Source organism: Negadavirga shengliensis, assembly GCF_042652345.1.
Classification (GTDB): Bacteria; Bacteroidota; Bacteroidia; order Cytophagales; family Cyclobacteriaceae; genus Negadavirga; species Negadavirga shengliensis.
In genome coordinates, this window is record NZ_JBHSJJ010000010.1 from 76,352 (window position 1) to 102,481 (window position 26,130).

Annotated in this window: 21 protein-coding genes; 13 read left to right on the forward strand and 8 right to left on the reverse strand. The window is 44.3% G+C overall.

The window, feature by feature from the left end; translation table 11 throughout:
- Positions 1–4 precede the first annotated feature (4 nt).
- Positions 5–1,426, reverse strand: a complete 1,422-nt coding sequence (locus ACFPFU_RS16760) for a hypothetical protein (RefSeq protein WP_377066133.1) — start codon at positions 1,424–1,426, stop codon at positions 5–7.
- Positions 1,427–1,583: 157 nt separating this feature from the next.
- Between ACFPFU_RS16760 and ACFPFU_RS16765 the strand changes: the two genes are divergently transcribed.
- Positions 1,584–1,802, forward strand: coding sequence for a PspC domain-containing protein (locus ACFPFU_RS16765; protein WP_377066134.1), 219 nt, complete (start codon positions 1,584–1,586; stop codon positions 1,800–1,802).
- On the opposite strand, the gene ACFPFU_RS16770 is transcribed toward ACFPFU_RS16765, so the two are convergent.
- Both ACFPFU_RS16770 and ACFPFU_RS16775 read right to left on the reverse strand, forming a co-directional pair.
- Positions 1,799–2,806 carry a glycosyltransferase family 2 protein gene (locus ACFPFU_RS16770; RefSeq protein ID WP_377066135.1) on the reverse strand — a complete coding sequence of 336 codons (1,008 nt, stop codon included), beginning with the start codon at positions 2,804–2,806 and terminating at the stop codon, positions 1,799–1,801. The genes ACFPFU_RS16765 and ACFPFU_RS16770 overlap by 4 nt on opposite strands.
- On the reverse strand, positions 2,806–3,138 hold the full coding sequence (locus ACFPFU_RS16775; RefSeq protein ID WP_377066137.1) for a YbaB/EbfC family nucleoid-associated protein: 333 nt from the start codon (positions 3,136–3,138) through the stop codon (positions 2,806–2,808). The genes ACFPFU_RS16770 and ACFPFU_RS16775 overlap by 1 nt, the downstream gene beginning before the upstream one ends.
- A gap of 235 nt (positions 3,139–3,373) precedes the next feature.
- Between ACFPFU_RS16775 and ACFPFU_RS16780 the strand changes: the two genes are divergently transcribed.
- A complete protein-coding gene (locus tag ACFPFU_RS16780) occupies positions 3,374–3,667 on the forward strand; it encodes a hypothetical protein (protein ID WP_377066139.1) in 294 nt (97 codons plus the stop codon).
- Between the two features lie 51 nt (positions 3,668–3,718).
- Here ACFPFU_RS16780 and hisS read toward each other — a convergent pair whose 3' ends face one another.
- Positions 3,719–5,089: a histidine--tRNA ligase gene (gene hisS, locus ACFPFU_RS16785; protein ID WP_377066141.1), complete on the reverse strand. Its 1,371-nt coding sequence runs from the start codon at positions 5,087–5,089 to the stop codon at positions 3,719–3,721.
- 167 nt (positions 5,090–5,256) lie between these two features.
- Here hisS and ACFPFU_RS16790 point away from each other — a divergent pair, with 167 nt between their 5' ends.
- Positions 5,257–5,403: a hypothetical protein gene (locus ACFPFU_RS16790; protein ID WP_377066143.1), complete on the forward strand. Its 147-nt coding sequence runs from the start codon at positions 5,257–5,259 to the stop codon at positions 5,401–5,403.
- 44 nt (positions 5,404–5,447) lie between these two features.
- Here ACFPFU_RS16790 and ACFPFU_RS16795 read toward each other — a convergent pair whose 3' ends face one another.
- Positions 5,448–5,996: a metallophosphoesterase family protein gene (locus tag ACFPFU_RS16795; RefSeq protein WP_377066145.1), complete on the reverse strand. Its 549-nt coding sequence runs from the start codon at positions 5,994–5,996 to the stop codon at positions 5,448–5,450.
- 335 nt (positions 5,997–6,331) lie between these two features.
- Between ACFPFU_RS16795 and ACFPFU_RS16800 the strand changes: the two genes are divergently transcribed.
- Together ACFPFU_RS16800 and ACFPFU_RS16805 are read left to right on the forward strand one after the other, a co-directional pair.
- Complete coding sequence (locus ACFPFU_RS16800; RefSeq protein ID WP_377066147.1) at positions 6,332–7,312, forward strand: pyruvate dehydrogenase complex E1 component subunit beta; 981 nt, start codon at positions 6,332–6,334, stop codon at positions 7,310–7,312.
- A gap of 169 nt (positions 7,313–7,481) precedes the next feature.
- Entirely contained in the window at positions 7,482–8,003 is a 522-nt protein-coding gene (locus tag ACFPFU_RS16805) for a hypothetical protein (protein ID WP_377066149.1), read from the forward strand.
- A 150-nt stretch (positions 8,004–8,153) separates the two neighbouring features.
- Here ACFPFU_RS16805 and ffh read toward each other — a convergent pair whose 3' ends face one another.
- The gene (ffh, locus tag ACFPFU_RS16810) at positions 8,154–9,491 is read right to left on the reverse strand and encodes a signal recognition particle protein (RefSeq protein ID WP_377066151.1); all 1,338 of its coding nucleotides are present in this window, start codon (positions 9,489–9,491) and stop codon (positions 8,154–8,156) included.
- Positions 9,492–9,769: 278 nt separating this feature from the next.
- On the opposite strand from ffh, the gene ACFPFU_RS16815 reads away from it, so the two are divergent.
- From ACFPFU_RS16815 to ACFPFU_RS16845, 7 genes are all read left to right on the forward strand, one after another.
- A complete protein-coding gene (locus ACFPFU_RS16815) occupies positions 9,770–10,261 on the forward strand; it encodes a DUF6508 domain-containing protein (protein ID WP_377066153.1) in 492 nt (163 codons plus the stop codon).
- A 382-nt stretch (positions 10,262–10,643) separates the two neighbouring features.
- On the forward strand, positions 10,644–14,933 hold the full coding sequence (locus ACFPFU_RS16820; protein ID WP_377066155.1) for a T9SS type B sorting domain-containing protein: 4,290 nt from the start codon (positions 10,644–10,646) through the stop codon (positions 14,931–14,933).
- Between the two features lie 2 nt (positions 14,934–14,935).
- Positions 14,936–15,913: a PorP/SprF family type IX secretion system membrane protein gene (locus ACFPFU_RS16825; protein ID WP_377066157.1), complete on the forward strand. Its 978-nt coding sequence runs from the start codon at positions 14,936–14,938 to the stop codon at positions 15,911–15,913.
- A 466-nt stretch (positions 15,914–16,379) separates the two neighbouring features.
- Entirely contained in the window at positions 16,380–18,806 is a 2,427-nt protein-coding gene (locus tag ACFPFU_RS16830; RefSeq protein ID WP_377066159.1) for a YfhO family protein, read from the forward strand.
- Positions 18,803–19,522: an SAM-dependent methyltransferase gene (locus tag ACFPFU_RS16835; RefSeq protein WP_377066161.1), complete on the forward strand. Its 720-nt coding sequence runs from the start codon at positions 18,803–18,805 to the stop codon at positions 19,520–19,522. The genes ACFPFU_RS16830 and ACFPFU_RS16835 overlap by 4 nt, the downstream gene beginning before the upstream one ends.
- A 77-nt stretch (positions 19,523–19,599) precedes the next feature.
- A complete protein-coding gene (locus ACFPFU_RS16840; protein WP_377066163.1) occupies positions 19,600–20,634 on the forward strand; it encodes a glycosyltransferase family 4 protein in 1,035 nt (344 codons plus the stop codon).
- 8 nt (positions 20,635–20,642) lie between these two features.
- Complete coding sequence (locus tag ACFPFU_RS16845) at positions 20,643–22,130, forward strand: oligosaccharide flippase family protein (protein WP_377066165.1); 1,488 nt, start codon at positions 20,643–20,645, stop codon at positions 22,128–22,130.
- Here ACFPFU_RS16845 and ACFPFU_RS16850 read toward each other — a convergent pair whose 3' ends face one another.
- Entirely contained in the window at positions 22,131–23,441 is a 1,311-nt protein-coding gene (locus ACFPFU_RS16850; RefSeq protein WP_377066167.1) for a glycosyltransferase family 4 protein, read from the reverse strand.
- Positions 23,442–23,531: 90 nt separating this feature from the next.
- Positions 23,532–24,995, reverse strand: a complete 1,464-nt coding sequence (locus ACFPFU_RS16855; RefSeq protein ID WP_377066169.1) for an NADP-dependent isocitrate dehydrogenase — start codon at positions 24,993–24,995, stop codon at positions 23,532–23,534.
- A gap of 338 nt (positions 24,996–25,333) precedes the next feature.
- Between ACFPFU_RS16855 and ACFPFU_RS16860 the strand changes: the two genes are divergently transcribed.
- Positions 25,334–26,119, forward strand: a complete 786-nt coding sequence (locus ACFPFU_RS16860; protein ID WP_377066171.1) for an enoyl-CoA hydratase/isomerase family protein — start codon at positions 25,334–25,336, stop codon at positions 26,117–26,119.
- The last annotated feature ends 11 nt before the right edge of the window (positions 26,120–26,130 follow it).

A 26,130-nucleotide genomic window follows, 5' to 3' on the forward strand; every position in this document is an offset into this window, starting at 1 on the left:
TCTCTTATCTGATCGCGTCTTTAAAACCTACCTTATCATGGTACCTGATAAACTCCATATCTAATGGAGCTCTTTTTCTGAGATAGGCGCTTCGGCTAACAGCCTTCGATAAGTTTTCGTACAAAATGATTTCTTCTCCGTTTCTTGCGGCAATAAGGGCCATCCCATAAAACGGGTAGCCGTTCGAAATATCCAGTATCGCGCTTTCCTCAAACTGGATAAGGGCGTTATAGTAATCTTCGGCTAATAAATTGGCCAGTCCCTGGTTAAACAGGTTGATTTCATTTTTTTCAGCTTTGTTCAGATGAATGACAGCCAGCCGGTAGTCCCCATTATAAATTGAAACAGCACCCAATGCGGCTTCGTGGACTTTTCTGAGTTCATCCAGGCGGGTGATGGCCATGGCCCGGTAAAAAGCATTATAGGCGCTGGCTTTATCGCCCATCATCCAGTACACCAAACCGATATTATAGGCGGCATAGGGATTTTCAAAAAAACCGTTGGATTGATCGAAGGCTTCCGATGCTGAAGCCAACAGCCGGTTTTTTTCTGTCCTGTCCAGGGACCTGTTGGCAAGGTTGAGGTAGACCACTCCCAAATTATTAAATGAAAACGCGCTGGGATGGACCTCACACATCCTCTTCAATAAAACCTCTTTTTCCCCGAGCCCGGGCTCCAAATCCACTGCTGCCGCAAGCTCGGCTTCATTCAACAGCGCTGCCGAAATCTCGCCTTTCCGGATTTGACGGGACAACAAAGCTATTTCCATTTCAGATTTTTCCGTAGTGGCCATGGACACCGCCGCCAATCTGTCAAACCTTGGCAGGACATCCTTTCTCACTTTGTCGTAGTCTTTTAATTCCATAAAAAGAAGATTCTTATGGGAAAAATCCCCCCTTCCCTCTATGACTTTCATATATTCGGATTTTTCAGCAAAACCCAGATTGCTGTAGGCCATAAACAGCCGTTGCAATTCCGTCCACCCGTCTTTATACATGCCATAAGCATCCTGGTCGCCGTATTTGACTGAGAGCCCCATCACGGGGATGCTTTCGTCTATATAATATTGTCCGATTTGGGAAAGCTCCGACGTGGTGATGATTCCTTCCGCCAAAACCTCCTCCCCGGTTTTCAGACTTTTTCCGGTTTTTTGGTGGGTAAGCTGGCCATATGCCATCAGCCGCCCTTTTTCCATGCCATCCCTATACGGCATGGAAAAAGAAGCCTTCGTCTGGGGAGAAACATAGGGACCGATGGAATCGCTGGAAAAACCCAATTTTTTATCAAAAGCATATACCTGACTGCCGTATCTGAAAGAAGGGATCAGTTCGTAGACCGTATTTTTTGGCAGGGTGTTCTGGGGCAATGACACTTTCAATTCAAATTTTACGGAATCCCCGAACCTCTCCAGATAAGTTGGTACCACAGAAATTTTTTGGTTTTCCGCTTTTTTTATAACTTGTTGCAGGTTACAAGACGATAAAACCAAAATGGCAAATATTATTTTAAATTGAAAGCTTTTTTTTACAACATTCATCGGTTAACTGAGTTATAATCAATATGTTGGTTTAATAATTTGAAGTATGGAAAAGTTAAAATTGTTCTTTCAGGAAAGCGCCTTTGGGGTTTGCTCAAAATTAGGGGAAAAACTTAATTTCCCCATAGACAGCATACGTTTGTTTTTCATATACAGTTCATTTATTACCCTGGGATCACCCATCATCGTCTATGTAAGTCTGGCTATGATTATGAAAATCAGAAAATACATGCGGAAAATGAATAATCCCGTGCTTTTCGATTAAGACAAGTCCCTGAAGGATTTTTTACCTCTTAGATAATAATTTATGATGACAGAGAAATTATTTTCCGGTCTGGTGGACAGCTGACAATTGCTTTTGATGTCTTTATTATTCATGCTTTTCGCCCTTTTGATGAAATCCAGGTAGGCCTTAATAATGGCCTTACCATGCCCTGTTCCTTTGCTGTAAGAAATATGGATCATGGCGGCAAAATCAAACAAAAGCCTTAATGCCAACACGGCCATAAACCTGCTCTTTCTGAGGTTCAAATAAAGCATGAAAAGACTGTTTCTAAAATTGAGGTAGGTCTTGAATGGGCTGCTTTGGGACAGCGTCCCACCTCCCAAATGGTAGACTTTAACGCAGGGATTGACGTAGATCCCATAACCGCGGTTCCTCATCCTCAAGCAAAGCTCTATTTCCTCCATATGTGCAAAGAATTCCGGATTGAAGCCATTGAGTAAGTGAAAAACACCTGCCCGAACCACCAGACAAGCCCCCGATGCCCAGTCCACCTCTGCGGGATCATCATACTGTCCATAGTCTTTTTCTATGGTATGAAGAATACGTCCCCTGCAATAAGGATATCCTAACGGGTCCAAATATCCCCCTGCCGCACCGGCATAATCAAATTCGTTTTTATGAATCAACGACAGCATCTTAGGTTGGGCCGCAGCCGCCTTCGGCATTTTGTCCATAAAACTCACCATCCGACTATCCCATTCGGGGGTTGCTTCCACATCGGAGTTCAGTAGAATATAGTATTCATATTTACCTTTCAGCCTTTGTAAGCCCAGATTATATCCTTGACTGTACCCAAAGTTATTCTCCAATTGGACAATAGCCATGCCAGGATAGTTTTCGTTCAAAAAATTTACAGAACCGTCTCTGCTTGCATTGTCAATCACTACGATTTCAAAAGTGCTGTTCGCGAGAATATTGGGCAGGAACCTTTGAAGCATGTTCCTGCCATTAAAATTCAGGATGACAATGGCGGCCTTTTCCATTAAAATATGTTTCCAAAATCCATCCCGGGGATATTGGGCATCATACCGGCCGTGGCGCTGGCCATTTTTTCTTTAATCTTCACATCAATATTTTCAAGGGCTTTATTGGTAGCTGCCACGATCAAATCGCCCAGCATTTCTTTATCTTTTTCGTTGAAAAGGGAATCATCCACTTCTATATCAAGCACGCGCCTTTTACCATTAACAAGCACTTTCACCATGCCGGCACCGGCCTCTCCTTCCGCCTTCAAATCAACAAGCTGCTCCTGGGTCTCCTTTATTTTGACCTGGGCCTCTTTGATCTTATTCATCATCGCCATAATATCCATCATATGCTAGTCGTTTTATCTTTTGTACAAATATAGTTCTTTTTGAGCGGTTTTTTATCCCGCGTATTCAAAATATTATTCCAATAATTCAAATAAAACAATTATTTAATTTTACATATATAATAATTTATAAACAAAATAGAACCTTTCCGGTCAGTTTACGTGTTATTGGTATATTCCCTTCTTCCGTTAAATCCGGCAATTTAATCAAACAATCAAACGCTTAACCGAAATTTATATGAAAACAGTAGAAAAAAAAATCCCGGTTATAGAAAAAGAAAACATTCCCAACCTCACTTTTTCCAGGAGGGAGGTATTAAGTAAGCCAGAGGCAATCAAGCAAAGAATGTACGACCTTTACCGATCCCAGATTCTGGGCAATATTTCCCAGGGAAAGGTGTGGATCACTTTTGAAACTTCCGACAGCTCATTATACAAAGTCAACACCACCATATGGGCTGTGGGCGAAAAATTCATCAACCTAAAGAGAGGGATAGTGGTCCCCATCAATGCCATACACCAAATAGACTAGCCCTTACCAGGCATGCAAGGCATCATATCGATTACAATAATGTTAAAGCGATTATTGAAGTAACGCTATGGCCTTTTCCAAACCCAACGTTTCCTGCTTACCTTCCTTCATACTTTTCAATGTCAATACTTCTTTTTCCATTTCTTCCGAACCGATCACGATGACATAGGGTATGTTTTTCTTATCCGCATAATTGAACTGCTTTTTGATTTTGGTAAGTTCAGGATAGATTTCAGAGGATATACCGGCTTTTCGCAACGCACCCAGTACACGCAGCCCTTCCAGTTTTTCCTTTTCGCCAAAATAAGCGACCATTACCTTGGTCTGAGCCCTGCTCTGCTCCGGAAAGAGCTGTAAAGCTTCCAGCACATCATATATCCTGTCCACACCAAAAGAAAAACCCACTCCGGATACATCGGGCAACCCAAACACACCCGTGAGATTGTCATACCTGCCGCCTCCACTTATCGACCCTATGGATATGCCATGGACCTTTACTTCAAATATCGCTCCGGTATAATAGGAAAGTCCCCGGGCCAAAACAGGATCAAATTGGATATTTTCCTCCTCTCCTCCAAGCTGGCCGAAAAGCGCAAAAACCTCCTCCAACTCAGCCAGTCCCTGCAGGCCGATATCATTCCCTGCCAAAAAGCTTCTGAAAAAATCGAAAAGAAACGCATTGTCCGCCGTCTGGGTTTCGACCACTGGTTCCAGCCGGCTTATAGCCCCACTGCTGAATCCCTTGGAAGCAAGTTCCTCCTTTACTTTTTCCCAACCGATTTTGTCAAGCTTATCGATGGCTACGCAGAGCTCCCCTTCTTTTCCCTGCGCCCCGATGACCTCCGAAATCCCTGTCAGGATCTTCCGGTTGTTGATTTTGGCGGTATAATCCTTTAACCCAAAATCGGCAAACACCTTTTTGATCATCATCAATATCTCTGCTTCACAGACAAGACTGTCCGTTCCCACCACATCCGCGTCACATTGGTAAAACTCCCGGTACCTGCCTTTCTGGGGTCGGTCTGCTCTCCATACCGGCTGCATCTGAAACCTTTTGAAAGGAAATGTGATTTCATTCCGGTGCATGACCACATAGCGGGCAAAAGGGACGGTCAAATCATAACGAAGGCCCTTTTCTGATATTCTCGGGAGTACCTGTCCACTCCCCCCTATCCAGTCCTGCTGATCAATGTTTTTTAGAAAATCACCGCTATTCAACACCTTAAAAAGCAACTGGTCCCCCTCATCCCCGTATTTACCGGTCAATGTCGCAAGGTTTTCCATAGCCGGAGTTTCCAACTGCTGGTAACCGAACAGCTCGAAGGTTTTTTTGATGGTGTCGAAAATATAATTCCTTTTGGCCATTTCCTCCGGACCAAAATCCCTGGTGCCCTTGGGTATGCCTGGTTTTTGTACGTTCATGCCGCTGAATTTTGCCCAAAGTTATAAAAAACTTCATGATTTCGGCATGCAACTGCTTATGCCGGAAACGTTTTTTGAAATTTACCTGACAAAACCCCATGAGTTTTAATATATTGTTTTTATCTTTGCCCCTCATTTCAAAAGACACAAACAAAATCCTGAATACAATGGCTGTTACTACTTTAAAAAGAAAACTAAAAAGAAAAAGACAGGCACAGAATACCAGAACGCTTAAGATTAAGCAATTGAACGCCAAGCCTGTGATTAAGAACGTGGATGTGGAAGAAATCAAAAAAGAATTCGCAAAAAAATAAGGATTTGTTCTGAAGATTCTGACCTGGGCTCCCCCCAGGTTTTTTTATAAACTCCCCCTCCTACCCAGCTCTATTACTTCCAAGCGCTGAATTTTTCCGTTTTCTATCTGAAATTTCAACATGGTCTTTATCAGATGAAAACCCTGATTACCTATTGCCCCCGGGTTCATGTACAAGCAGTTGAGTGTATCATCATATACCACTTTACAAATATGGGAATGGCCGCATACAAACAGATCCGGTTTTAAGGATTTGATTTTTCCTTTGACGCCCCTGGCATATCGCGGAGGGCTCCCTCCTATATGCATCATCAATACCTTTAATCCTTCTATCTCAAATAAAAGTTCTTCTTTAAAAGTGCTTCTGAGTTCGTTATTGTCTATGTTTCCGAAGACCATTCGTTTTTTGGGCTGGGGAGGCAGTCTGTCCAGCACACAAGGATCCCCAATGTCTCCTGCATGCCATATTTCATCCACGTCTTGGATGGCGGCGACAGCGGCATTGTCCAAAAATCCGTGGGTATCTGATATTAAAGCAATTTGAACCATAAAAACACCAAAGAATGCTTCAGACCAGAACGAATGCCCGGTCATAAGTAACACGCAAGGTAATTAAAAAATACAATCAGTCCCATATCCCCTTGGGAGTAGGGAGATCGCTTTTAAGCAGTCGCCCTGTGAGGAACCCTGGAGGGTCCATCTTTTTGGGAAACACAGGCCTACTTTGGCATTTTCGATCACGGCCATTTAACCCCCCGTAGGGCTTTTACCCTAAAAGCGGTTTCCTTGGAGAGCACCGTAATGGATTAAAATAGCGGTATTTTTTTAGATTTTAACCGGTAAAACAATAAACGGTTTATTACAGATTGGCACTTGGTTATTGGAAGATTCCTTTCTATTTTTACGGCGATAGAAAATTTTGCATTTAAATGAAAGAAATACAATTCAGAGAAGCAATCAGGGATGCCATGTCCGAAGAAATGAGACGCGACGAAAGCGTGTTTCTCATGGGGGAAGAAGTAGCGGAATACAATGGTGCCTATAAAGCCAGCCAAGGTATGCTGGATGAGTTTGGCCCGGACCGCATTATTGACACTCCCATTTCAGAACTGGGTTTTGCAGGACTAGGCGTAGGAGCTGCCATGAATGGGCTAAGACCTATCATCGAATTCATGACGTTTAATTTTTCGTTGGTAGCCATGGATCAGATTGTCAATTCAGCAGCCAAAATGCTGGCCATGTCGGGTGGCCAATATAGTGTACCCATTGTTTTCAGAGGCCCTACCGGTAACGCCGGACAATTAGGAGCCACCCATTCATCCAACTTTGAAAATTGGTTTGCCAACACCCCCGGGCTTAAAGTGGTGGTCCCTTCCAATCCGTATGACGCAAAAGGCCTGCTTAAGGCTTCCATCAGGGACAACAACCCTGTGATATTCATGGAATCAGAGTTAATGTACAGCGATAAAGGTGAGGTTCCGGAAAATGAATATCTGCTTCCCATTGGTGTGGCAGACGTCAAAAGAAAAGGCGATGACGTCACACTGGTATCTTTTGGTAAAATGATGAAGGTAGCCTTTGAAGCGGCAGATCAACTGGCCAAAGACGGCATCAATGCTGAAATCATTGACCTCAGAACAGTCCGGCCGATTGATTATGAAACCGTCATCAAATCCGTTAAAAAAACCAACCGGTGTGTGATTGTGGAGGAAGCCAACCCCGTGGCCTCGATTTCTACAGACCTTGCTTTCAACATCCAAAGACATGCATTCGACTATCTTGACGCACCTGTCATGAGGGTGAATTCGATGGATATTCCGTTGAGCTATGCCCCTACCTATATAGAGGCCACGCTTCCGAACGCCAAAAGGACGATTGAAGCTGTAAAAGCCGTTACTTATAAAAAATAGCTTTTATATTCCAAAAAGCCAATACTAAAAAGGAGGGGAGAAATTCCGCCTCCTTTTTTATTGCCCTGCTTTTTAAGAAGGTTTTTGGCCCTCATTTGAAAAATGTCATGGTTTTTGCTTGATTCCGGTTGATTTGACCGGTTGTATGATCACTCAAAACTCTTATGTTATGAAAAGACTATTTCTATTATTTCTATTAGCCCTGTATATGACGGCGTGTTCAGACGGTGATAAAGACAGGTTTGTTTTTGAGGAAGACAGAATTCTTGATGTGGAGACAGGAGATGAGTATTATTTGAATAAAATGGACACCCTCACGGTAGTGGATATTGAAGGAGAAACCAGCGAGATACTGGTTACGGCTGCCCCATTTGCAGATGACCAGGAATTCCGGGAAATGATGGACAGGTACCACGCCTCCATCACGGAAAGAAAGGAAAGGTTGCTTGAGGAACAAAAAAACCTTATCAAGGACCAGAGGATAGAAAGGTATGCCTCTTATGAGGATAAGGAGCTCCTGGAATACTTTAACCGGCTCCACAAGGAAGATGCCCCTTATGAGCAGCAAATGGATGTGATGGCCGAACTTGTTCGTAGGGAAGTCGTCTTGGAAATTGATGCTGCGACCATGCTGGAAGTAGATACCACTTTGCTGGATTTTGACATCGATTATACCCCAACTGAAGAATAGCCATTTCCCAACGGGAAGAAGCTGTTCAAGCCCCCCGAAGGTCTGCAAGTGGAAACGCAACCATCCCAGCGGCGGGGCTTCGTTTCAGATCATTGCTTGAACAGCTTCTTCAATTGAATATTTAATGGCAAAATTTTTCAATTATTATTTTTATTTTCTCCGGACTTTTGGACCCATGGCGCCCAGCGCTTTTTGAGGCCCGCCCATTTTGTTCATCTGCTTCATCATCTTCCGCATATCCGAAAACTGTTTCATCAGGTTATTCACTTCCTGTATGGTCCTGCCGCTTCCGTTGGCGATCCTTTTCCTTCTGCTTCCATCGATGATATTGGGTTCTTCCCTTTCTTTCGGAGTCATACTTCTGATAATCGCCTCGATAGGTTTAAAAGACTCGTCGTCGATATCAAGTCCCCGGATAGCCTTTCCCATTCCGGGAATCATGCCCAATAAATCTTTCAGGTTACCCATTTTTTTGATTTGTTCCAATTGGGAGAGGAAGTCATCAAAATTGAATTGATTTTTCCTGATTTTGGCGTTCAGTCTTTTGGCCTCATCTTCATCGAAAGATTGTTGGGCTCTTTCCACCAATGACACCACGTCTCCCATTCCCAGTATCCTCTGGGCCATACGGTCGGGGTAGAAAAGATCGAGATTTTCCATCTTCTCTCCTGTGGAGATGAATTTAATGGGTTTGTTGACCACATGGCGGATAGAAATCGCCGCTCCTCCACGGCTGTCCCCGTCCAGTTTGGTAAGGACGACTCCGTCAAAGTCCAATCGCTCATCAAAGGTTTTGGCGGTATTGACAGCATCCTGACCGGTCATAGCGTCCACTACAAACAGCGTTTCGGATGGTCCGAGTTTCTCCTTAAGTTCTGAAATCTCATTCATCATGACCTCATCCACCGCTAACCTTCCCGCCGTATCCACGATAACTGTTTTCTTTCCGGACTTCTTTGCAAAAGAGACGGCGTTGTTGGCAATTTCCAAGGCATTTTGGTTGCCTGGCTCAGCATATACCTCCACACCGATCTGGGTTCCCAATGTCTTTAACTGCTCGACAGCGGCTGGCCGGTACACATCGCAGGCCACCAGCAGAACCTGCCTCCCCTGTTTTTTGAGGTAAGTGGCCAACTTACCCGAAAATGTCGTTTTACCGGAACCCTGAAGCCCGGATATCAATATTACAGATGGATCCCCTTTCAGGTTGATTTCCTCTTTGGTCCCGCCCATTAACTTGGTCAACTCTTCCTGAGTTATTTTTACCAAAAGCTGCCCCGGGGACACTGAAATAAGCACATCCCTGCCCAATGCCTCTTCCTTGATCCTGTCGGTAACTTCCTTTGCTACCTTGTAATTCACATCGGCGTCAATCAGGGCCCTTCTTATTTCTTTCACCGTAGTAGCCACATTGATTTCTGTGATCGTACCTGTCCCTTTGAGCGTTCTGAATGCCCTGTCTAATTTATAACTGAGATTATCAAACATGTCCTTTCTACTTTAGGTAGCAAAAATAAAGAAAATATTTAAGCATGTCAGAACACATGGCGAAAACAGTGCCTTCCTTAGGTTTACCCCGTTGATTTAACATCCTTCCATATCCTGATAGGAAGCCGTTTATCTAAAAAATACCAATGCACAAAAAATACCCTGATTTGGGTATTTATTTATTCAAAAATAAATCGTTACTTACACTCACAAATACAATTATTTCTAAAAAACATTTTATTAAAAGCTTTATTTTGTAAAATTTAACCAATAAGAAGATGATTAAAGAGCAAACACCTCTTTTTATACCGTTATTGAGCTTTTCAGATCATTGTAAAAGCTTGAATGGGGAAAATCTAAAACCTTTAAGAGTACTCATCAGGGAAATGGAACTGAAGTTTCTGAAGGCAGAAAAATCACTTGACCATAAAAACGACATGGAGTTTTCCTTTGACATGTTAGGTCTTAGGGGAATCCATGTGCGGCTATTGGACGCTGTTTTGAAACTCAGGTTGGTACCTTTATTTGATTGGCAGGTCTGGATTGATGAAGCCGAAAAATTTTATCAATCCCCCCAACAATTATATACCCTTGATGCCGTGACGCTGGGAAAAATAATGACCGTACTGTTGAGGTCGCAGACCATACACGGGCCTTATTTTCTGGAAAACAAAATCAAGGATAAATTTGTGTTGCATTTATTGAAAGCCTTGGTTTTTGCACTCGAAAACGAAAACACCAACAATTTACCGCCGGATATGCATAACTAATTGAATTCATATACCATCTGTTAAAAGCTACCTTTAATTCAGATTTGACCACCATTTGATTTTTGCTTAATCACCGTTTTTATACCCCCTTATACCTCGCATCTCACGGTAGCTGTATAAAATTAATAATTTGAAAAACATTTTATTTTATTTGAAATACAATTTTTTTGTTATATATTTGCTTTATCAGGATTGGGTAATATTTTTACCGCACTAAAATCTGATTCGTTTGCAATTAGTTTTTCGATTGTTTAACAGCTATAAGAAGTGGGGGTGAATCGTGAAAAGTTTTATCTCAGGTATTAAAAGACCAAATACGTTTTGTGTATCCAGGGGGATGCTCACAGTATTTTTGAAGGTTTGCTTTTACTTGTATGTTCCTTTGTCATCTTTTTCTCAAAGTGGGCCTCAGCTCCAAGCTGAGTACAAGGACGTCACTTGCTCAGGAAATGGACAGATTAAGGCTACCCTTTCCGGAGCAGGGAATTATACCGCCTCTGATTTTTTTCTTTACCTTTTACCTGATGAGGAATCATACCTTGCCAAATCGGATAACGGAAATTTTGAAGGTCTTGAGCCCGGCTCCTATATAATAAAGGTAATTCTGCAAGACAGCAACGGTTCTCTTGAACTATCCGAAGAGATCAGTCTTGTATCCACATTTGAGCACCTGTCTTTTGCCATGCTCTCTTACAACATATGCCAGTCCGATCTCGGAAGCCTTGAGATCGTAGTCAATTCCGGTGCCCCCTCCACCTATCAGATTGACGGTCCCGTAAAAAGACCAGCTCAGGAAAGTCCTGTATTCGAAGATTTACCGGAGGGCTCCTATAGTGTAATGGTCATTGATGAATGCGGAGACCGGCTTTCCCAGACCGTCCAAGTCCAAACTGCCGAATTTGTTATCGACAGCCAATTGAGAGAATTCAAAACGGAACTGGAAGCATGTGGTGAAATTGCCGTAGGTCATTATATTCAAGCTGTGGGGTCAACTATCGGATACCCGTTGCAGATGGTTTTTGAAGTCACCTATCCGGATGGAACCATACAGCAACACGCATCCATGGTCTCCGATGGAGGGAGCACTGAAGGATACGTTTACGGAAAAATACCCTTTTTCCCTGGTCAGGTTTACAGTTATAATCTCACTGTGATAGATAATTGTGGTCAGGAAGCCTCCTTGCAGAACAATGTGGTTGATAGGGATCTTGAAATAGCCGATGACATGTTATGGGGCGCAGGACCGTGTGGAAGAAGAAGGTTATCCATAAGACCTTTACATTTCTTGCCACCATTCAGTATTACTTTCACCAAATACCCCGAAGGCTTTGATCCTGCGGTGTACAATGAGGAATACCCCGGACCTTTTACCGCGGATAATATTTATTTCGGAAACAATGATCTGATTATTCCTGTAGGACAATATGAACTGGAGGTCACGGATGCATGTGGAAGAACAGCTACGGCCTCCACCTATTATTGGGGCGGCATAAGTAGTCCTGTTCCCACCGTGTATAAAGGTTGCGGGGAAACCAACGGCTCCGTGCGGTTGCTCGCCTACGATTATGATTATACCAAAGTGGAACTGATTGAAGGGCCGGCAGAATTTTCAACCGTGTTTCCTGTGGATCTGACCCACAATGTGAGCCAAAATGACCGGAGAAGGTTTTTTATGAATAATCTTCCCGCAGGCGATTATAAATTCAGGGTCAATACAACTTGTGATGAGGAAATCCAATACACCGCAGAAGCCACCATTAAAGGTTCCAAAGTATTCAAAAATGAAATCGAAATAATTCAAAACTGCGGGTCCTTCAACATGTCCCTAAAACATGAAGACAATCTCTCTCCCGATCAAACGGTAAGGTTTGGATTGCAGAAACGTAATCCCGAAACAGGGGGATGGGGACATCCGGTTACTGGAGTGCAATATATAGAAGGTGAGGAAATCAACAGGGACAATGCCGTGCTGGTAACCAACAACGCCATGAATGTCAATTTAAGTTATCATGGCGACCTGCGGGTCGTAAAATCAATACGGGTCTGGAAAAATGGCTCTGAGATTCTCCCCGGTCAGGCCTCACATACTTTTTGTCTCGAAACCTTAAAAACTTTCCAAGTAAAAGAGCGGAGCAGCTTCACCAACATCAACACATTTATATGTTCAGATCAGGAGTTTGAACTCTATGTGGATGCCGAGGGATTCGAACCTTTCCTTTACAGGATTATCAGCAAAGACAGTCAGCCGTTTTTAGTTGAAAACGGGGACGATCCGCTTTTTCGGAAACTGAATGCAGGAAGGTATCAACTGCAGTTAGAGGACAGATGCGGCAACCTTACCAATGCCACCATCAACCTCAGAGGAGAAAACCTTCCCCGGATTATCCCTAATAACCTGTGTGAGGGAGAAAACGGCTCCCTTTATGTAACCAACCTTGACTTCCTCCAATTTGAATGGTACCGGGATGACGACCCCGACAATATCCTGAGTACCAACCCAACGCTGGAGTTCTCTCCGTTCAACCTCAACGCGCATCAAGGCCTCTACAAAGTTCGCTTAAGCACCAATACTCCCGATGCCTGTCTGAATGAAGAACTGGAATTCAAAATTGACGCGTCAATATTAAACCCTGAGCCCGGAACCGGCAAAAGTGTGGAACTTTGTCAGGGAGAGATTGTAGACCTGTTCGATTTTCTGGAAGGCCCCTATAATAATTTCGGCACCTGGGAAGAAATCACCACAAGCGGTGCCTTGATAGGAAATATGTGGTCATCCGTTGACCTGGCTCCCGGAATCTATCAGTTCGTATATACCATTAGCGGGATTTGCTTAGGAGAGGATTCCGCCACCGTGACCATCACGCTCAATGAAAGCCCTCCTCCTCCTTCAGGAGAAACTTTGCAGGAATTTTGCGGGCCAGATCTGCCCACGGTTGCGGATCTGCTGTCGGAAGGAGAAAATATTCGGTGGTACCTTTCTCCCGGAGGTGGCGAGGCGTTGGAACCATCCCATGTTTTAAGGTCCGGCACCACTTACTATGCCACACAAACGGTGGACGGATGCAGCAATACCGAAAGAATGGCTGTGGATGTCATTCTATACCACCCCGTGTCGCAAACAGGGATCCTTTCCGATCAAATTCTTTATCAGATGGAATCACCCGAAATGATTACTGGCGAAGACCCGCAAGGGGGAAGCGGGAATTATATTTACAAATGGCAGAAAAATAACGGAAACGGCTGGGAAGAAATAGAGGGGGCTTACGGCCGGCATTATCAACCGGAACCATTGATGGAAACCACCAGTTTCAGACGTGCCACTATTGACGATGTATGTGGAGCGTATTACAGCAATGAGGTGGTCATTACGATTGAAGTCGCGGAGATCAATGCGGGGGATGACCGTTTTGGGCCGCTAAAAGGTTACCAGGACAATATTCTGGAAAATATCCTTGAAAATGATCGACTCAACGGAGACCCAATAAAAATCAATGAAATCAATATATCCATTGAAAACATCTATGATGAAAAGGGGAATGAAGCAAATCTAACGCTTGAGATGGATGACCGGGGCAATATCCGGCTGCCTGCCGGCATTTCCCCGGGAAACTATAATATCACTTATATCATCTGTCAAAAACTGGTTCCCGGTAACTGCAGTACTGCGACTGTATCCGTTTGGATAGGTCAGATCGATTTGGACATTTCAAAAACCGCGGACAGGACCGAGGTCATAGAAGGGGAAATCGTTACCTATACCATCTCCTTGTTGAATAAAAGCCCTTTTGCTTTGGACATGATCACCGTAAGAGACATTTTACCTAAAGGATTCCTTTTGATCTCGACCACCGTCCCCACCCAGAACAGCTTGGAATGGAAACTGAACACCTTGGAAAAAGGGGCATCTTTTGAGGTGCAAATGGATGTAATGGCCGTTGATGAAGGGGTTTTCACCAATGAACTCAGTGTCCGGACGGGCGACTTAGACAGCCTTATTCGGAGTGACCCCGTATCGGTAAGGTTGAAATCCGTGGATCTTGTGGTCAGTAAAACCTCTTTTGATAAGGAAATTATAGATGGAGATGATTTTGTCTATGAAATAAGAGTGGAGAACCAAGGACTTTTTGCTGCAAACCATGTCCTGATCCAGGATCTCCTCCCTTTTAATCTTTATTATAAAGACATGACCTTTCAAGTCTCTGATCCAGGAATCGTGGTGACTTTTGAGGAAGAGGGGCAGCAGCTGATCTGGAAAGCCAACACCTTGCCGGTCGGGGCATCCATTACCATCACGCTGACCGTTACGGCCGATGAAGAGGGGCAGGTGACCAACAGGGTAATTGTGTCAAGCCATGAAGAAGACGCTGATCCTGCGAACAATATTGCAGCTGACCAGAATACTATTCGGTCCATTTTTATTCCCAATGTCATCAAGCCTGACAACGACGGTAAAAATGACGCTTTCGTATTACGCATATCCCATAAATATGATAAGATAGGGGTGCTGATTTTCAATAGATGGGGGGATGTGGTCTTTACTTCAGACGACTACAAAAATGATTGGTCTGCAGAGGGGCTTAATGGGGGAACATATTATTATCAGATCAAAGGTATCAATCGAATAGGCCGGGAGAAACACTATAAGGGTTGGCTTCAGGTCATAAAGAATTAATCATGGAAATCAGGATGATCAAACAAGTATTTTTAGTTGTCCTAGGACTTTCTCTTATGGCAAGCGCCGCCGGACAACAGCTGCCGCAGTTCAGCCAGTACATCTTTAATTCCCTGCATATTAATCCCGCTTATGCCGGGTACAAGGTGGACCCGTTTGTCCAGGCCACTTATCGAAGCCAATATGTGGGATTCCCAGGAGCGCCTAGGACGTTTTCACTCAATGCCGATATGGGTACCTTGGATGAAAGTATGGGCTTCGGTGTTTCTCTCCTTTCTGACCAGCTTGGCCCCACAAAAATCCAATCAGCTATGCTGACTTACGCTTATAGGGTAAAAACAGGCACCAACTCTTTCCTTGGCTTGGGTATCAGTGCCGGCACATCAGAATATGTATTGGATGGGTCTGTGCTGCAGCCTGATGATCCCACGGATACCACCCTTCCCGAAGGCCGTCTCAACACCTTCACACCCAATCTCAATACAGGTCTTTTTTACCATTCACCGAGATTTTTTACCGGACTCAGCGTCTTCAATCTGATTGGCAAACGCAGGCTCGAGAAGGAGGACATCGCCCTCGCCATGCACAATTATCATTTTTATTTTCAAATGGGAGGCCTAGTGTTCCTGTCCGATGAAGTGGAGTTCAAACCCTCTTTTTTGATAAGAGAAGACTTAAAAAGTCCCACCAATTACGACATCAACGCCATGTTTTTGTTTTATGACCAATTTTCGACAGGACTGTCCTATCGGTCCAGTTTGAACAAAAACCATAACCAACACGATAGTCTCAACCAAATCAACCGGAAAGCACTTGCCGCCATCATGGATATTTTGGTCACCAACAATCTCCGGGTCGGCTATGCCTATGACTTTAACCTCAATAAACAACATAACTACCGAAACAACAGCCATGAAATTTCGGTGGGCTATTACCTCAGCGACAAATGGATCAACGGCACCGGAAACCGGAATTTTTAACAACTTTCATATCAAGTGTAAATTGACGAAAATCCCAACAGTTTTTTTCATTCATTCCTCCTAAAGCAAATTCCCTGAAACCAGTTCCTCGAAACCAATTCGGGACAGGCTGGGGTAGACTGGAACCAGGTATACAACGGATTGACTAAATTTCATGGAAAGAACCATCTAATCGAACGCCTGTTTAAATAAGAATACCCCCTTTTCCCTTCGTGCTAATACCGAATCCCGCTGACAGGGTCCGGGGCAGGCTGTGCAATTCGTGGACATTTTAGAGAACTCATGGAAGTGATCCGAAACGCGACATTCTCCACTGGACATGTTCGACAAGCCGGGCAGGTAGCGATAAAGCCTGTGCCTTCTCTCAGTTGATCCAAAAACGTTAATCCCTCGATATTCCGGTATTTTTTTTAATTTGCAGTTTGTACCAAAAGGGAGAACCTACCCGCTTTATTTTATAACCATCATGCAAATCAATTTCAAAAAAGACATTTTGCCGCATTTTTTGGGGATCTTATCATTTTATCTCATTGTGCTGCTGTACTTTTCCCCCATTGTTTTTGAAGATAAGTTGATGTTTCAGACGGATATCCTGCAATGGGAAGGTTCCGCAAAAGAAATTCTTGACCACAGGGAAACCACCGGAGAACAGGCCTTATGGACAAACAGGATGTTTGGAGGCATGCCCGCATACCTTATCCACCTGCAACCCAAGGGTGACATCACCAATGTATTGACCACCCTTTTTACGCTGGGGCTTCCCCATCCCATCAATGCGCTTTTTTTCGGGATGGCAGCCATGTATGTCCTTCTCATTTCCTTTAAAATAAGGTCTGAAATATCCGTCGCGGGGGCTTGGGTTTTCGCATTCAACACCTTTAATTTTCTAAGTCTGGAAGCTGGCCATAATGCCAAAATATGGGCCATCTGCATCGTTCCGTTGATCATGGCAGGCATTCATCTGACGTTCACTGGAAGAAGGCTGATCGGGATCGCCATCACGGCTTTGGCTGTGATGTTGCAGCTCAAATTCAACCATCTCCAAATCACCTACTATACCCTCATCCTGGTGGCTGTTTATGGTATGGGTCAATTGATCTGTTTTTTCAATGCGAAAAAACTTCCTGAATTTATCAAGATCGCGGCCCTGCTGCTATTGGCTGCGTTCATCGGCACAGCGGGTAATTCGGCCAGGCTGATTTCCGTTCTGGAATACGGTAAATATTCTACACGTGGTGAAAGAAACCTCCAGGATAAGGAGGATAGCCAAGCGGGGCTGGACCGAGACTATGCTTTTCATTGGTCCCAAGGAAAAGTAGAATCGCTTACCTTGTTGATCCCAAATTTCTACGGTGGTGCCTCTGCGCAGGCGCTTCCCGAAAACTCCGAATCGGAAAAGGCATTGCGGGCACAAGGGCTGGAAGCCGGCCAGGTGAATGAATTCATCAGAGGTGCCCCTACTTACTGGGGCGACCAACCTGGAACAGGGGGCCCGATTTATGGTGGCGCCATTATGGTATTTCTGTTTGTCATCGGGATACTGTTTGCCCCATCTGCCTACAGGAATATATTTCTAGCCATGGCCTTGGTTACTTTGGCCCTCTCTTGGGGAAAAAACCTTGCCTGGTTCAATTACACCCTCTTTGATTACCTGCCGGGATACAATAAATTCCGGGCCGCTTCAATGGCCTTAGGCATCACCCTGTTTGCGATCCCCGTATTAGGATGTCTGGGACTTGAAAACCTTATGGCCAATATCAATACCAGAAAATCCAGGCAGTCTTTTTTCACCGCACTTGGCATCACCGTCGGCCTTATCCTGCTTGGCATGCTAATAGCTTCATGGATGGGGTACCGGGGAGCAGCGGAGGAAATGTACCCTGAATGGCTTCGGGAAGCGCTCCGGGCAGACAGAAGAAAAATGCTCCAATCTGACGCCATTAGGAGCCTCTTGTTTATAGCTCTGACCGCGGCACTGATCTTTGCGGTGATGATGCAAAAGACCAAAAACACCTGGGCCTTGATAGGCATATCTTTGCTGCTACTAGTTGATGTATGGGGGGTAAACAGACGTTACTTGGATAAGGACAGTTTTACTTACAATCCAAGCCAACAGTATTTTGCTGCCACTCCGGCCGATCAAAAAATCATGGCCGACCAAAATTATTTCAGGGTTTTGAACCTTCAAAATCCCTTTAATGAAGCCAGAACCAGTTACAGGTTCAACAGCATCGGCGGTTACCACGGTGCAAAAATGGGCAGGTACCAGGACTTGATAGAAAGAGCCATTAACCCCGAAATCAGCCAATTTGTACAAAAAGCCCAGGAAGGCAATTTCGATTATGAAAGCATCCAGGTGCTGAACATGTTGAACACCAAATACGTCATGGCCGGACGCGGTGAAAATGCGGTCTTCGTCAATCCCATGGCAAACGGCCCTGCATGGTTCCCCGCCGAAATTACCACGGTCACTTCAAATGAGGAAGAAATTGCGGCATTGACAGACCTGGATACGAAAACGGAAGCCACCTTTAATTCCCAACAAACCCACATCGCTGTCAACCCCGGAAGTGGCCAGGTGCAAATCGAAAACTATCAGCCCGGCCGGCTGGAATACAATGCAGAAGTACAACAGGCAGGACTTGCCGTTTTTTCGGAGATCTATTACCCTGAAGGCTGGAGAGCATTTATCAACGGAGAAGAAACGGATATACTAAGGGTTAACTATCTCTTACGGGGACTGATGTTGCCGGAAGGAAATACCTCCATCGTTTTGGAATTTTCTCCCAAAGGTTATTTGACTGCCTCCGCTATAATGGTTATTTTTCAGTATATCATCGTTATCTTATTGGGAACAAGTTTATTCCTCACTTTTAAGAAAGGCATTCCATGAAAACAGACAAAGACAGGGTAGCGGGGTTCTATGACGAATTTGCAGCCCAACAAGAAAAAATAGGGGTAAACTCCCGGCACCTGCAGATTTTGGACAAGTTGGTGAAAGCCGGTCTTAAATCCCATCATAAGGTGCTTGAGGTCGGTTGCGGAATAGGCACAGTAAGCCAATTGATCGCCCAAAAAGTCACTAAGGGAAGCGTGCTCGCGGTGGACATCAGCCCGGAAAGCATAGCCAAAGCAAAAAAGATCTGGGAAAGCTTTGACAACCTGGCCTTTGAAGTATCGGATATGAAGGGGTTTTTCAAAGAAGAAACCTATTATGACTTCGTGGTCTTCCCCGATGTACTGGAACACATACCGGTGGAAAACCATTTTTCTTTGTTTCAGACCATCAAAAGACATAGCCATGGGGATACCGTAATTTTCATACACATTCCTGCCCCGAGGTTTTTGGAATGGATGATCAGGAATGAACCGCTCAAGCTTCAGGTAATTGATCAGCCTTTGGACTCGGGAGACCTGGTAAAAAACATTACCGCTAACGGGTTTTTCCTTGAAAAAATGGAAACATACAGCATTTTTTATAAGGAACATGATTACCAGTATTTTATTTTCAAAAGTCAAAAACCCTTAGAAAAAGTTACCCACAGAAACAAATGGGACATCTTTAAAGAAAGGGCTCAAATACGGCTGAAGCACAGAATTATAGGTTAAAATGTTTTTGTTACTCCTTAAAGGTGCCATAGGCAGAGCGATTTAAACCCGCATTCCAACAAACAGACATCCCCAATATGGTTCTTTACATCTATCCCATCGAAACCGCGTTTACCCGAAGGGATATTGAAATGTTGACACCTTATATAAAGGTGAAGCCACTACGCTTTACCAACAATCCGTTTGCCCTGCCTTTCTATTTTGTCATCCAGGTTTTTCAATTAATATGGTTTCTTCCCAAAACATCACATTATTTATGCTTTTTTGGTGGCTATCATACCGTTTTGCCCACAGTGTTCGGGAGAATTTTCAACATCCCTACCTATATACAGAGTGGTGGAATGGATGCCATGAATCTACCGGCCATTGGCTACGGTAATTTTCGCAAAAAATGGCTGAGAAAGGCTACTGTCTTTAGCTTCAGACATTGCAGCCTGATTTTGCCGGTAGCTGAAAGCCTGGTTAAAAATGACTATACCTATGATAAGCAGCATCCTAGAAAGCAGGGGTTACTTAACCTGATACCGGGGTTAAAAACGCCCATACAAGTGGTTGCCAATGGTTTCGATGACAGTTTCTGGACAGATGAAGTCCACGATAAAGAACCTTTTTCCTTTGCGACGGTGGCTACCGGGATTTCGAAAGAAAGCAGAATGCTTATCAAGGGCCTGGATTTAATTATCCGGTTGGCTGAGATTTTCCCCCGCTATAGTTTTCATATCATCGGGGACGAAAACTTTTCCCCGGTGGCTTCCAATGTAAAAATCCATGGGAGACTCAGTGGTCCGGAACTGAAAAAAATCCTGCAGAAAATGCAGTTTTACCTTCAGCTTTCCGCCTCGGAAGGTTTTCCAAACGCTCTGGCAGAAGCCATGCTGTGTGGCTGCATTCCCATAGGATCCGCCGTCGGTGCCATCCCGGAGATTATAGGCGACTCAGGGTTTGTACTTCGGGAAAAAAGCCTAGAGGATTTAAAAAAGATATTCCTAGGCCTTCCAAATCAGGATTTAAAAATATTACGAAAAAAAGCCAGAAGCAGGATTGTTTCCCAATACCATTATCAAAAGCGGCAGCGGGCGCTTCTGCGCTTATTTCAAATCGAAATCCAATAAAAATATCCATGCAGATAATCGCCAGACAAAGTGTTTTGACCACGATATCCTCCTACATCGGCGTAGTAATCGGATATGTGAACTTGTTGTGGCTGTTTCCTTATATGCTATCCCCGCAGCAGATCGGTACTTTCAAAACCATACAGGATATGGGCCTGCTACTGGTGCCTTTCGCCCAGTTAGGACTGGGACACGGCATCACCCGCTTCTATCCCCAAGTAAAAAAGCACCAAAATGCTTTTTTTACTTTAAGCCTGGCTTTTACCCTGTTGGGATTCTCTGTTATTGCTTTCCTTTTTGTCACTTTTAGGCAGCAGATCATTGCAGCCTATGCGACCAATGCTCCCGAACTCATCGATTATCTAAGTATCGTGCTGTTCATTACCCTGTTTGCCACGATAAACTCTGTTTTCGATGCTTTTACAAGGTCTTTTGTTAAAATAGCGGTACCCACATTCCTCAGAGAAGTGCTGTTGCGCCTGCTGATCACCTGCCTGGTTTCCGCTTATTTTTTGGAGTGGCTGTCTTTTATTTGGATGATTTGGGGACTGGCAGGAGCATATCTTTTGACACTCCTACTGACAACAGGATATATGCTGAAGCTAGGCATATTCAAGATAGACATGGCCTGGCGCGTGTTGCCTAAAAAATTCCAAACCGAATTCCTGCGATACAGCCTGATCACGCTTTTGGGCACTGCCGGTGCCATGCTGATCATGAAAATCGATAGCCTTATGGTCAGTTCCATGATAGGCTTGGACGCCAATGCCGTGTATACCATCGGCTTTTCCATAGCAGTGGTCATAGAAATGCCCAGAAGAGCCATTTCACAGGTGGCCATGCCCATTATTTCTGAAAAATTTGCTTCCAACCTGCTTCACGAGATCAATGACCTCTACAAAAAGATAGCTGTCCACCAATCCCTCGTGTGCATACTTATATTTTTATTGATATGGACCAACATCGACAACCTTTATCATTTTGTGCCCAATAGAGAAGTTTACGAAGCAGGAAAATGGGTCGTCTTATTGATCGGCATCGGAAAACTTTCCGATGTGCTTTTTTCTGTAAACGGAGAAATCATCGTATTCTCCAGGTTTTATATATTCAATATCACCGCCACGTTGCTGATGTCCATCGCTGTTATTTTATTGAACCTCTGGCTCATTCCTGTTTTGGGGTTAGAAGGGGCTGCTCTGGCCTCCCTGTTAGCCATGATCATATACAATCTGCTGAAGTATTTTTACATTAAGATCCGGCTCAATTTTTCCCCCTTCAGTTGGGATCTGTTCAAAACCCTTACATTGGGCGTGGCTGTCTTCACATTCAGCCATTATATTCTCCCCAACATCCGCAACGTCTTTTTGGATATAGGTGTCCGGTCTTTGGCCACAGCTGGCCTGTTTACAGCAGGTATATACCTTTTGAAAATTGCCCCCTCCACACAAGAGATGGCCATCAAGAAAATCAAAACCCTTTTTCAGCGAACAAGCTGATCAATGCGCTGTGCCGGATGTACCGGAAATCCCATCCAGGATATCCGCCAGTTGCTTTGTGAGGGTTTTTCTATCATATATCTCCAGTTGTCCCGCCGTCCGGCTTTTTCCAGCGCTCCCTTTCACCGTGGTGAGGAAATGGCTGATTCCCTCAATGTCTTCATGCTTGAAAACGCTTCCCGCATCAGCTTGTCTGATGATTTGGGCGGTATCTCCCGCGGGATCCCCCAAAGCCAAAATATCCCTGCCTGTGGCCAGGTATTCAAACAATTTCCCGGGGATGTTCCCTTGGGCGTTTTTGGTATGGGTAAGGATCAATAAAAGCAGATTTGCCCTTTGGTAATACTCAAAAACCTTCGCATGGCTCACATATCCGGCGAGAAACACATGGGCAGTCAGCCATTTATCCTCTTCGATGTATTGGATAACCGATGTACTGACTTTACCTACAAAGGTCAGCCTTACTTTGCCCTCCCCTTTTTCAAACGATTTTTTCAGCGCCTGCAAAAACGGCAAGGGGTCCCGGATGGAATCTATCACCCCAGAATACACTATTTCAAAAACCGGTGTATTTTCCGGTGCCGGCGGAAATCCCTTGGGCAGGTCTTCCCTGTCAAATCCATTTGTCAGAAGGTATATTTTCCGGTTAGCGATGCGCTCCAATTCCATTTTAAAAGTAGGTGAGATGGTGAGTATGGCATCCGCTTCCTTGAACACGGAAGCTTCCATCTCCCTATGTTTCTTTCTTGCCCGGCCGTTCATAGGCAAAGCATCCAAAAACTCCCAAGTGGACCAGGGGTCCCGAAAATCCGCTATCCAGGGGATATTTTTTTTCCTTTTGATGTTTCTTCCTATCAGGTGCATGCTATGAGGAGGGCCTGTGGTCACGATCGCCTTGAAGTCGTTGGCTTCAAACATCTCAGCAATAAATTTCACCGAAGGCTTCACCCAGTATACTCTGGGATCAGGTAAAATAAAATTGGCCCTGAGCCATATTGCCAATTTATCCAGCAGTGTTTTTTTTCGGTTTTCCAGAATGACGGCAGGATCTTTTATCTTTTCCTTTTTAAACCACCTCAGCAACTGGTAAGGCTCCCATATTGGAAACCTGAGCACCTCGGCTGTTGCGGGCACCTCTTTGACCAACGACGGGTCTTTTAATTCGAAATCAGGATTTTCCGGAGTGAAGACCACGGGCTCCCAGCCAAACTCCGGAAGGTACTTGACGAATTTCAGCCATCTTTGAACCCCGGACCCCGCACTTGGTGGCCAGTAATAGGTGATAATCAAAACCCTCTTAGGTAGGTCCATATAATATTGATGAGGTCAGCCTTTGGGCTTGTATATAAAAACAAAAGGCCACAAGCGAATTTACCCGTGGCCCTGAAAACCGTTCTGTATTTATTCTCCCTGAGCCAGAGAGAACCCACGTTCACCATCAAAGGTGTATAGATTTTCCGTCTTAATGAAATCAAATCCCAACCCCTGTACCTGTTTTAAAACCTCAATTATCTGGGCATGGCTGATGGCGGATTCGTCAGCATTGAAAAACCTTACTCTCCAATGGTCTGAGCAGAAAGTCTCTTTCATGCCCTCGGGATAGACCTTCACACCCCGGTTGGTAATCAGCTGCATTTTCAACCCGTCTGCATCCACCCCGCGCAGTTTGTCCCCTATCACATCGGCGTTTCTTCCCTGCTCCCTCCAATCTATAAACACATCCAGCCCTATCAACTCTTTTTGGGCAGGTGTTCTTTCTTTCAATTTCAGGGCATTTTGGGATGCCTCTCCGTCCACTTCCTTGGCAAAGACGGCAGGTTGCATGACCTCAGGCTTCATGCCCAGCCTTTCTATCACCGCCTGCGCAAATTCCTGGGTGCCTACTTTCTTTTTGCTTATGGCTTCCTGATAGATATCGCCTGTGTGAAACCCATCCTCCAGGGTCTTCATCCAGGCATTGTTTATTTTTTCAGCGATCTCAGGTTGACCGATGTGTACCAACATCATGACCGCGCCGTTTAACAGCCCCGAGGGGTTGGCTATATCCATTCCTGCGATATCAGGAGCCGAACCGTGGATGGCTTCAAACATAGCCACTTCCTCCCCGACGTTCGAGGATCCTCCCAGTCCCACAGAGCCCGTCACCTGTGCCGCCACGTCGGATATGATATCGCCGTAGAGGTTTAAAGTGACGATCACGTCAAACATCTCCGGTCTGTCTGCAATAAGAGCTGTACCGATATCAATGATTTTGTGATCTGTTTCAATCCCGGGATACTCTTTGGCCACCTCATCAAAGACTTTATGAAAAATGCCATCGGCCATCTTCATGATGTTGTCTTTGGTCATACAGGTTACTTTTTTTCTGTTGTATTTTCTGGCATATTCAAAGGCATAGCGGACGATCTTTTCGCTTCCGGGCCTGGAAATCAACTTCAGGCATTGGTACACCTCATCGGTTTGCCGATGCTCAATTCCCGCATACAGGTCCTCCTCATTTTCCCTGATGATCACCAAATCCGTCTTGGGAAAATGGGTCTTAATGAATGGAGCATATGCTTTGCAAGGCCTGACATTGGCATATAGTCCCAGAGACTTTCTGGTGGTCACATTAAGACTTTTAAACCCTCCCCCTTGGGGCGTAGTAATGGGCGCTTTAAGAAAAACCTTGGTTTCTCTCAAAGAATCCCAGGCTCTGGGCTCAATGCCCGCACTGATTCCTTTTAAATATACCTGTTCGCCTATTTCAATGATATCAGTTTCTATCTGTGCACCTGCGGCATATAAGATATCCAGGGTGGCTTTCATGATTTCCGGACCAATACCGTCGCCATACGCTACTGTGATTTTTCTTTTTTTTGGCATAAAAACTGATTTTACTGATTTGAATGTGTTGCTGGTACAAAAATAGGAAATATTGGCACATTTCGTTTCCGAAAAGACATTTTAAACCCTTTCGGGAAACGCTGTATAACTAAAAACACCATCCGATGTACCGAAGAGGTTCTGAAAATCCATTCAAGGTTTTTGGAATGTCAACAAAACACATTCTGCGTAAAAAAAAGACTTTTTATGTATTTAAAATACATTTTTATTTATATATTAACCAAAAATTACTGTAGTCAATTTCATGATTTTTGATAGATTCTTTTGTGATTGATAACCGACCTCGTATATTTGAAACTCAACATTGATTTAATCGAATGGCTGAACAGAAAATCATTATTTCCGAAAACAAAGATGGTATTCTTTACCTTACCATCAGCAGGGAATCAAAGCTTAATGCCTTAAACTTCAATACTTTGGAAGAACTTAAAAATATCTTCAATGAAGTAAATGACAATAAAAATATCAAAGGAGTGATTTTGACGGGTTCAGGGGATAAAGCCTTCGTAGCGGGAGCTGACATCAATGAAATATCCGAACTCAATGAACTCAATGCAAGAAAATTTGCGGAATTTGGACAGGAAGTATTGCAAAACATTGAATCCTGCCACAAACCGGTGATAGCGGTAGTCAATGGCTACGCTTTGGGAGGAGGGTGTGAACTGGCAATTGCCTGCCATATGCGGGTGGCGACTTCCAATGCCAGGTTTGGCCAGCCCGAGGTAAACCTGGGCATCATTCCGGGATATGGAGGCACCCAAAGGCTGACCCATCTTATTGGGCGGACCAAAGCCACGGAACTCCTTATGACCGGAGAAATGATAGATGCCAACGAAGCAAAATCTTTGGGTCTGCTCAATTATATCTCGCCCACAAAAGATGAAGCCATCGCCAAAGCTGAGGAAATACTGAAAAACATCATGAACAAAGCCCCCCTATCCATAGGTATGATTGTGGATTGCGTGAATGCGGTTTATACAAACGATGAAAACGGTTATCAGATCGAGGCCAATAGTTTTGCCCGCTGTGTGAAATCAGAGGATTACCGGGAAGGCACCAAGGCTTTCCTTGAAAAAAGAAAACCCCAGTTTAAAGGGGAATGATCCCCTTTTTT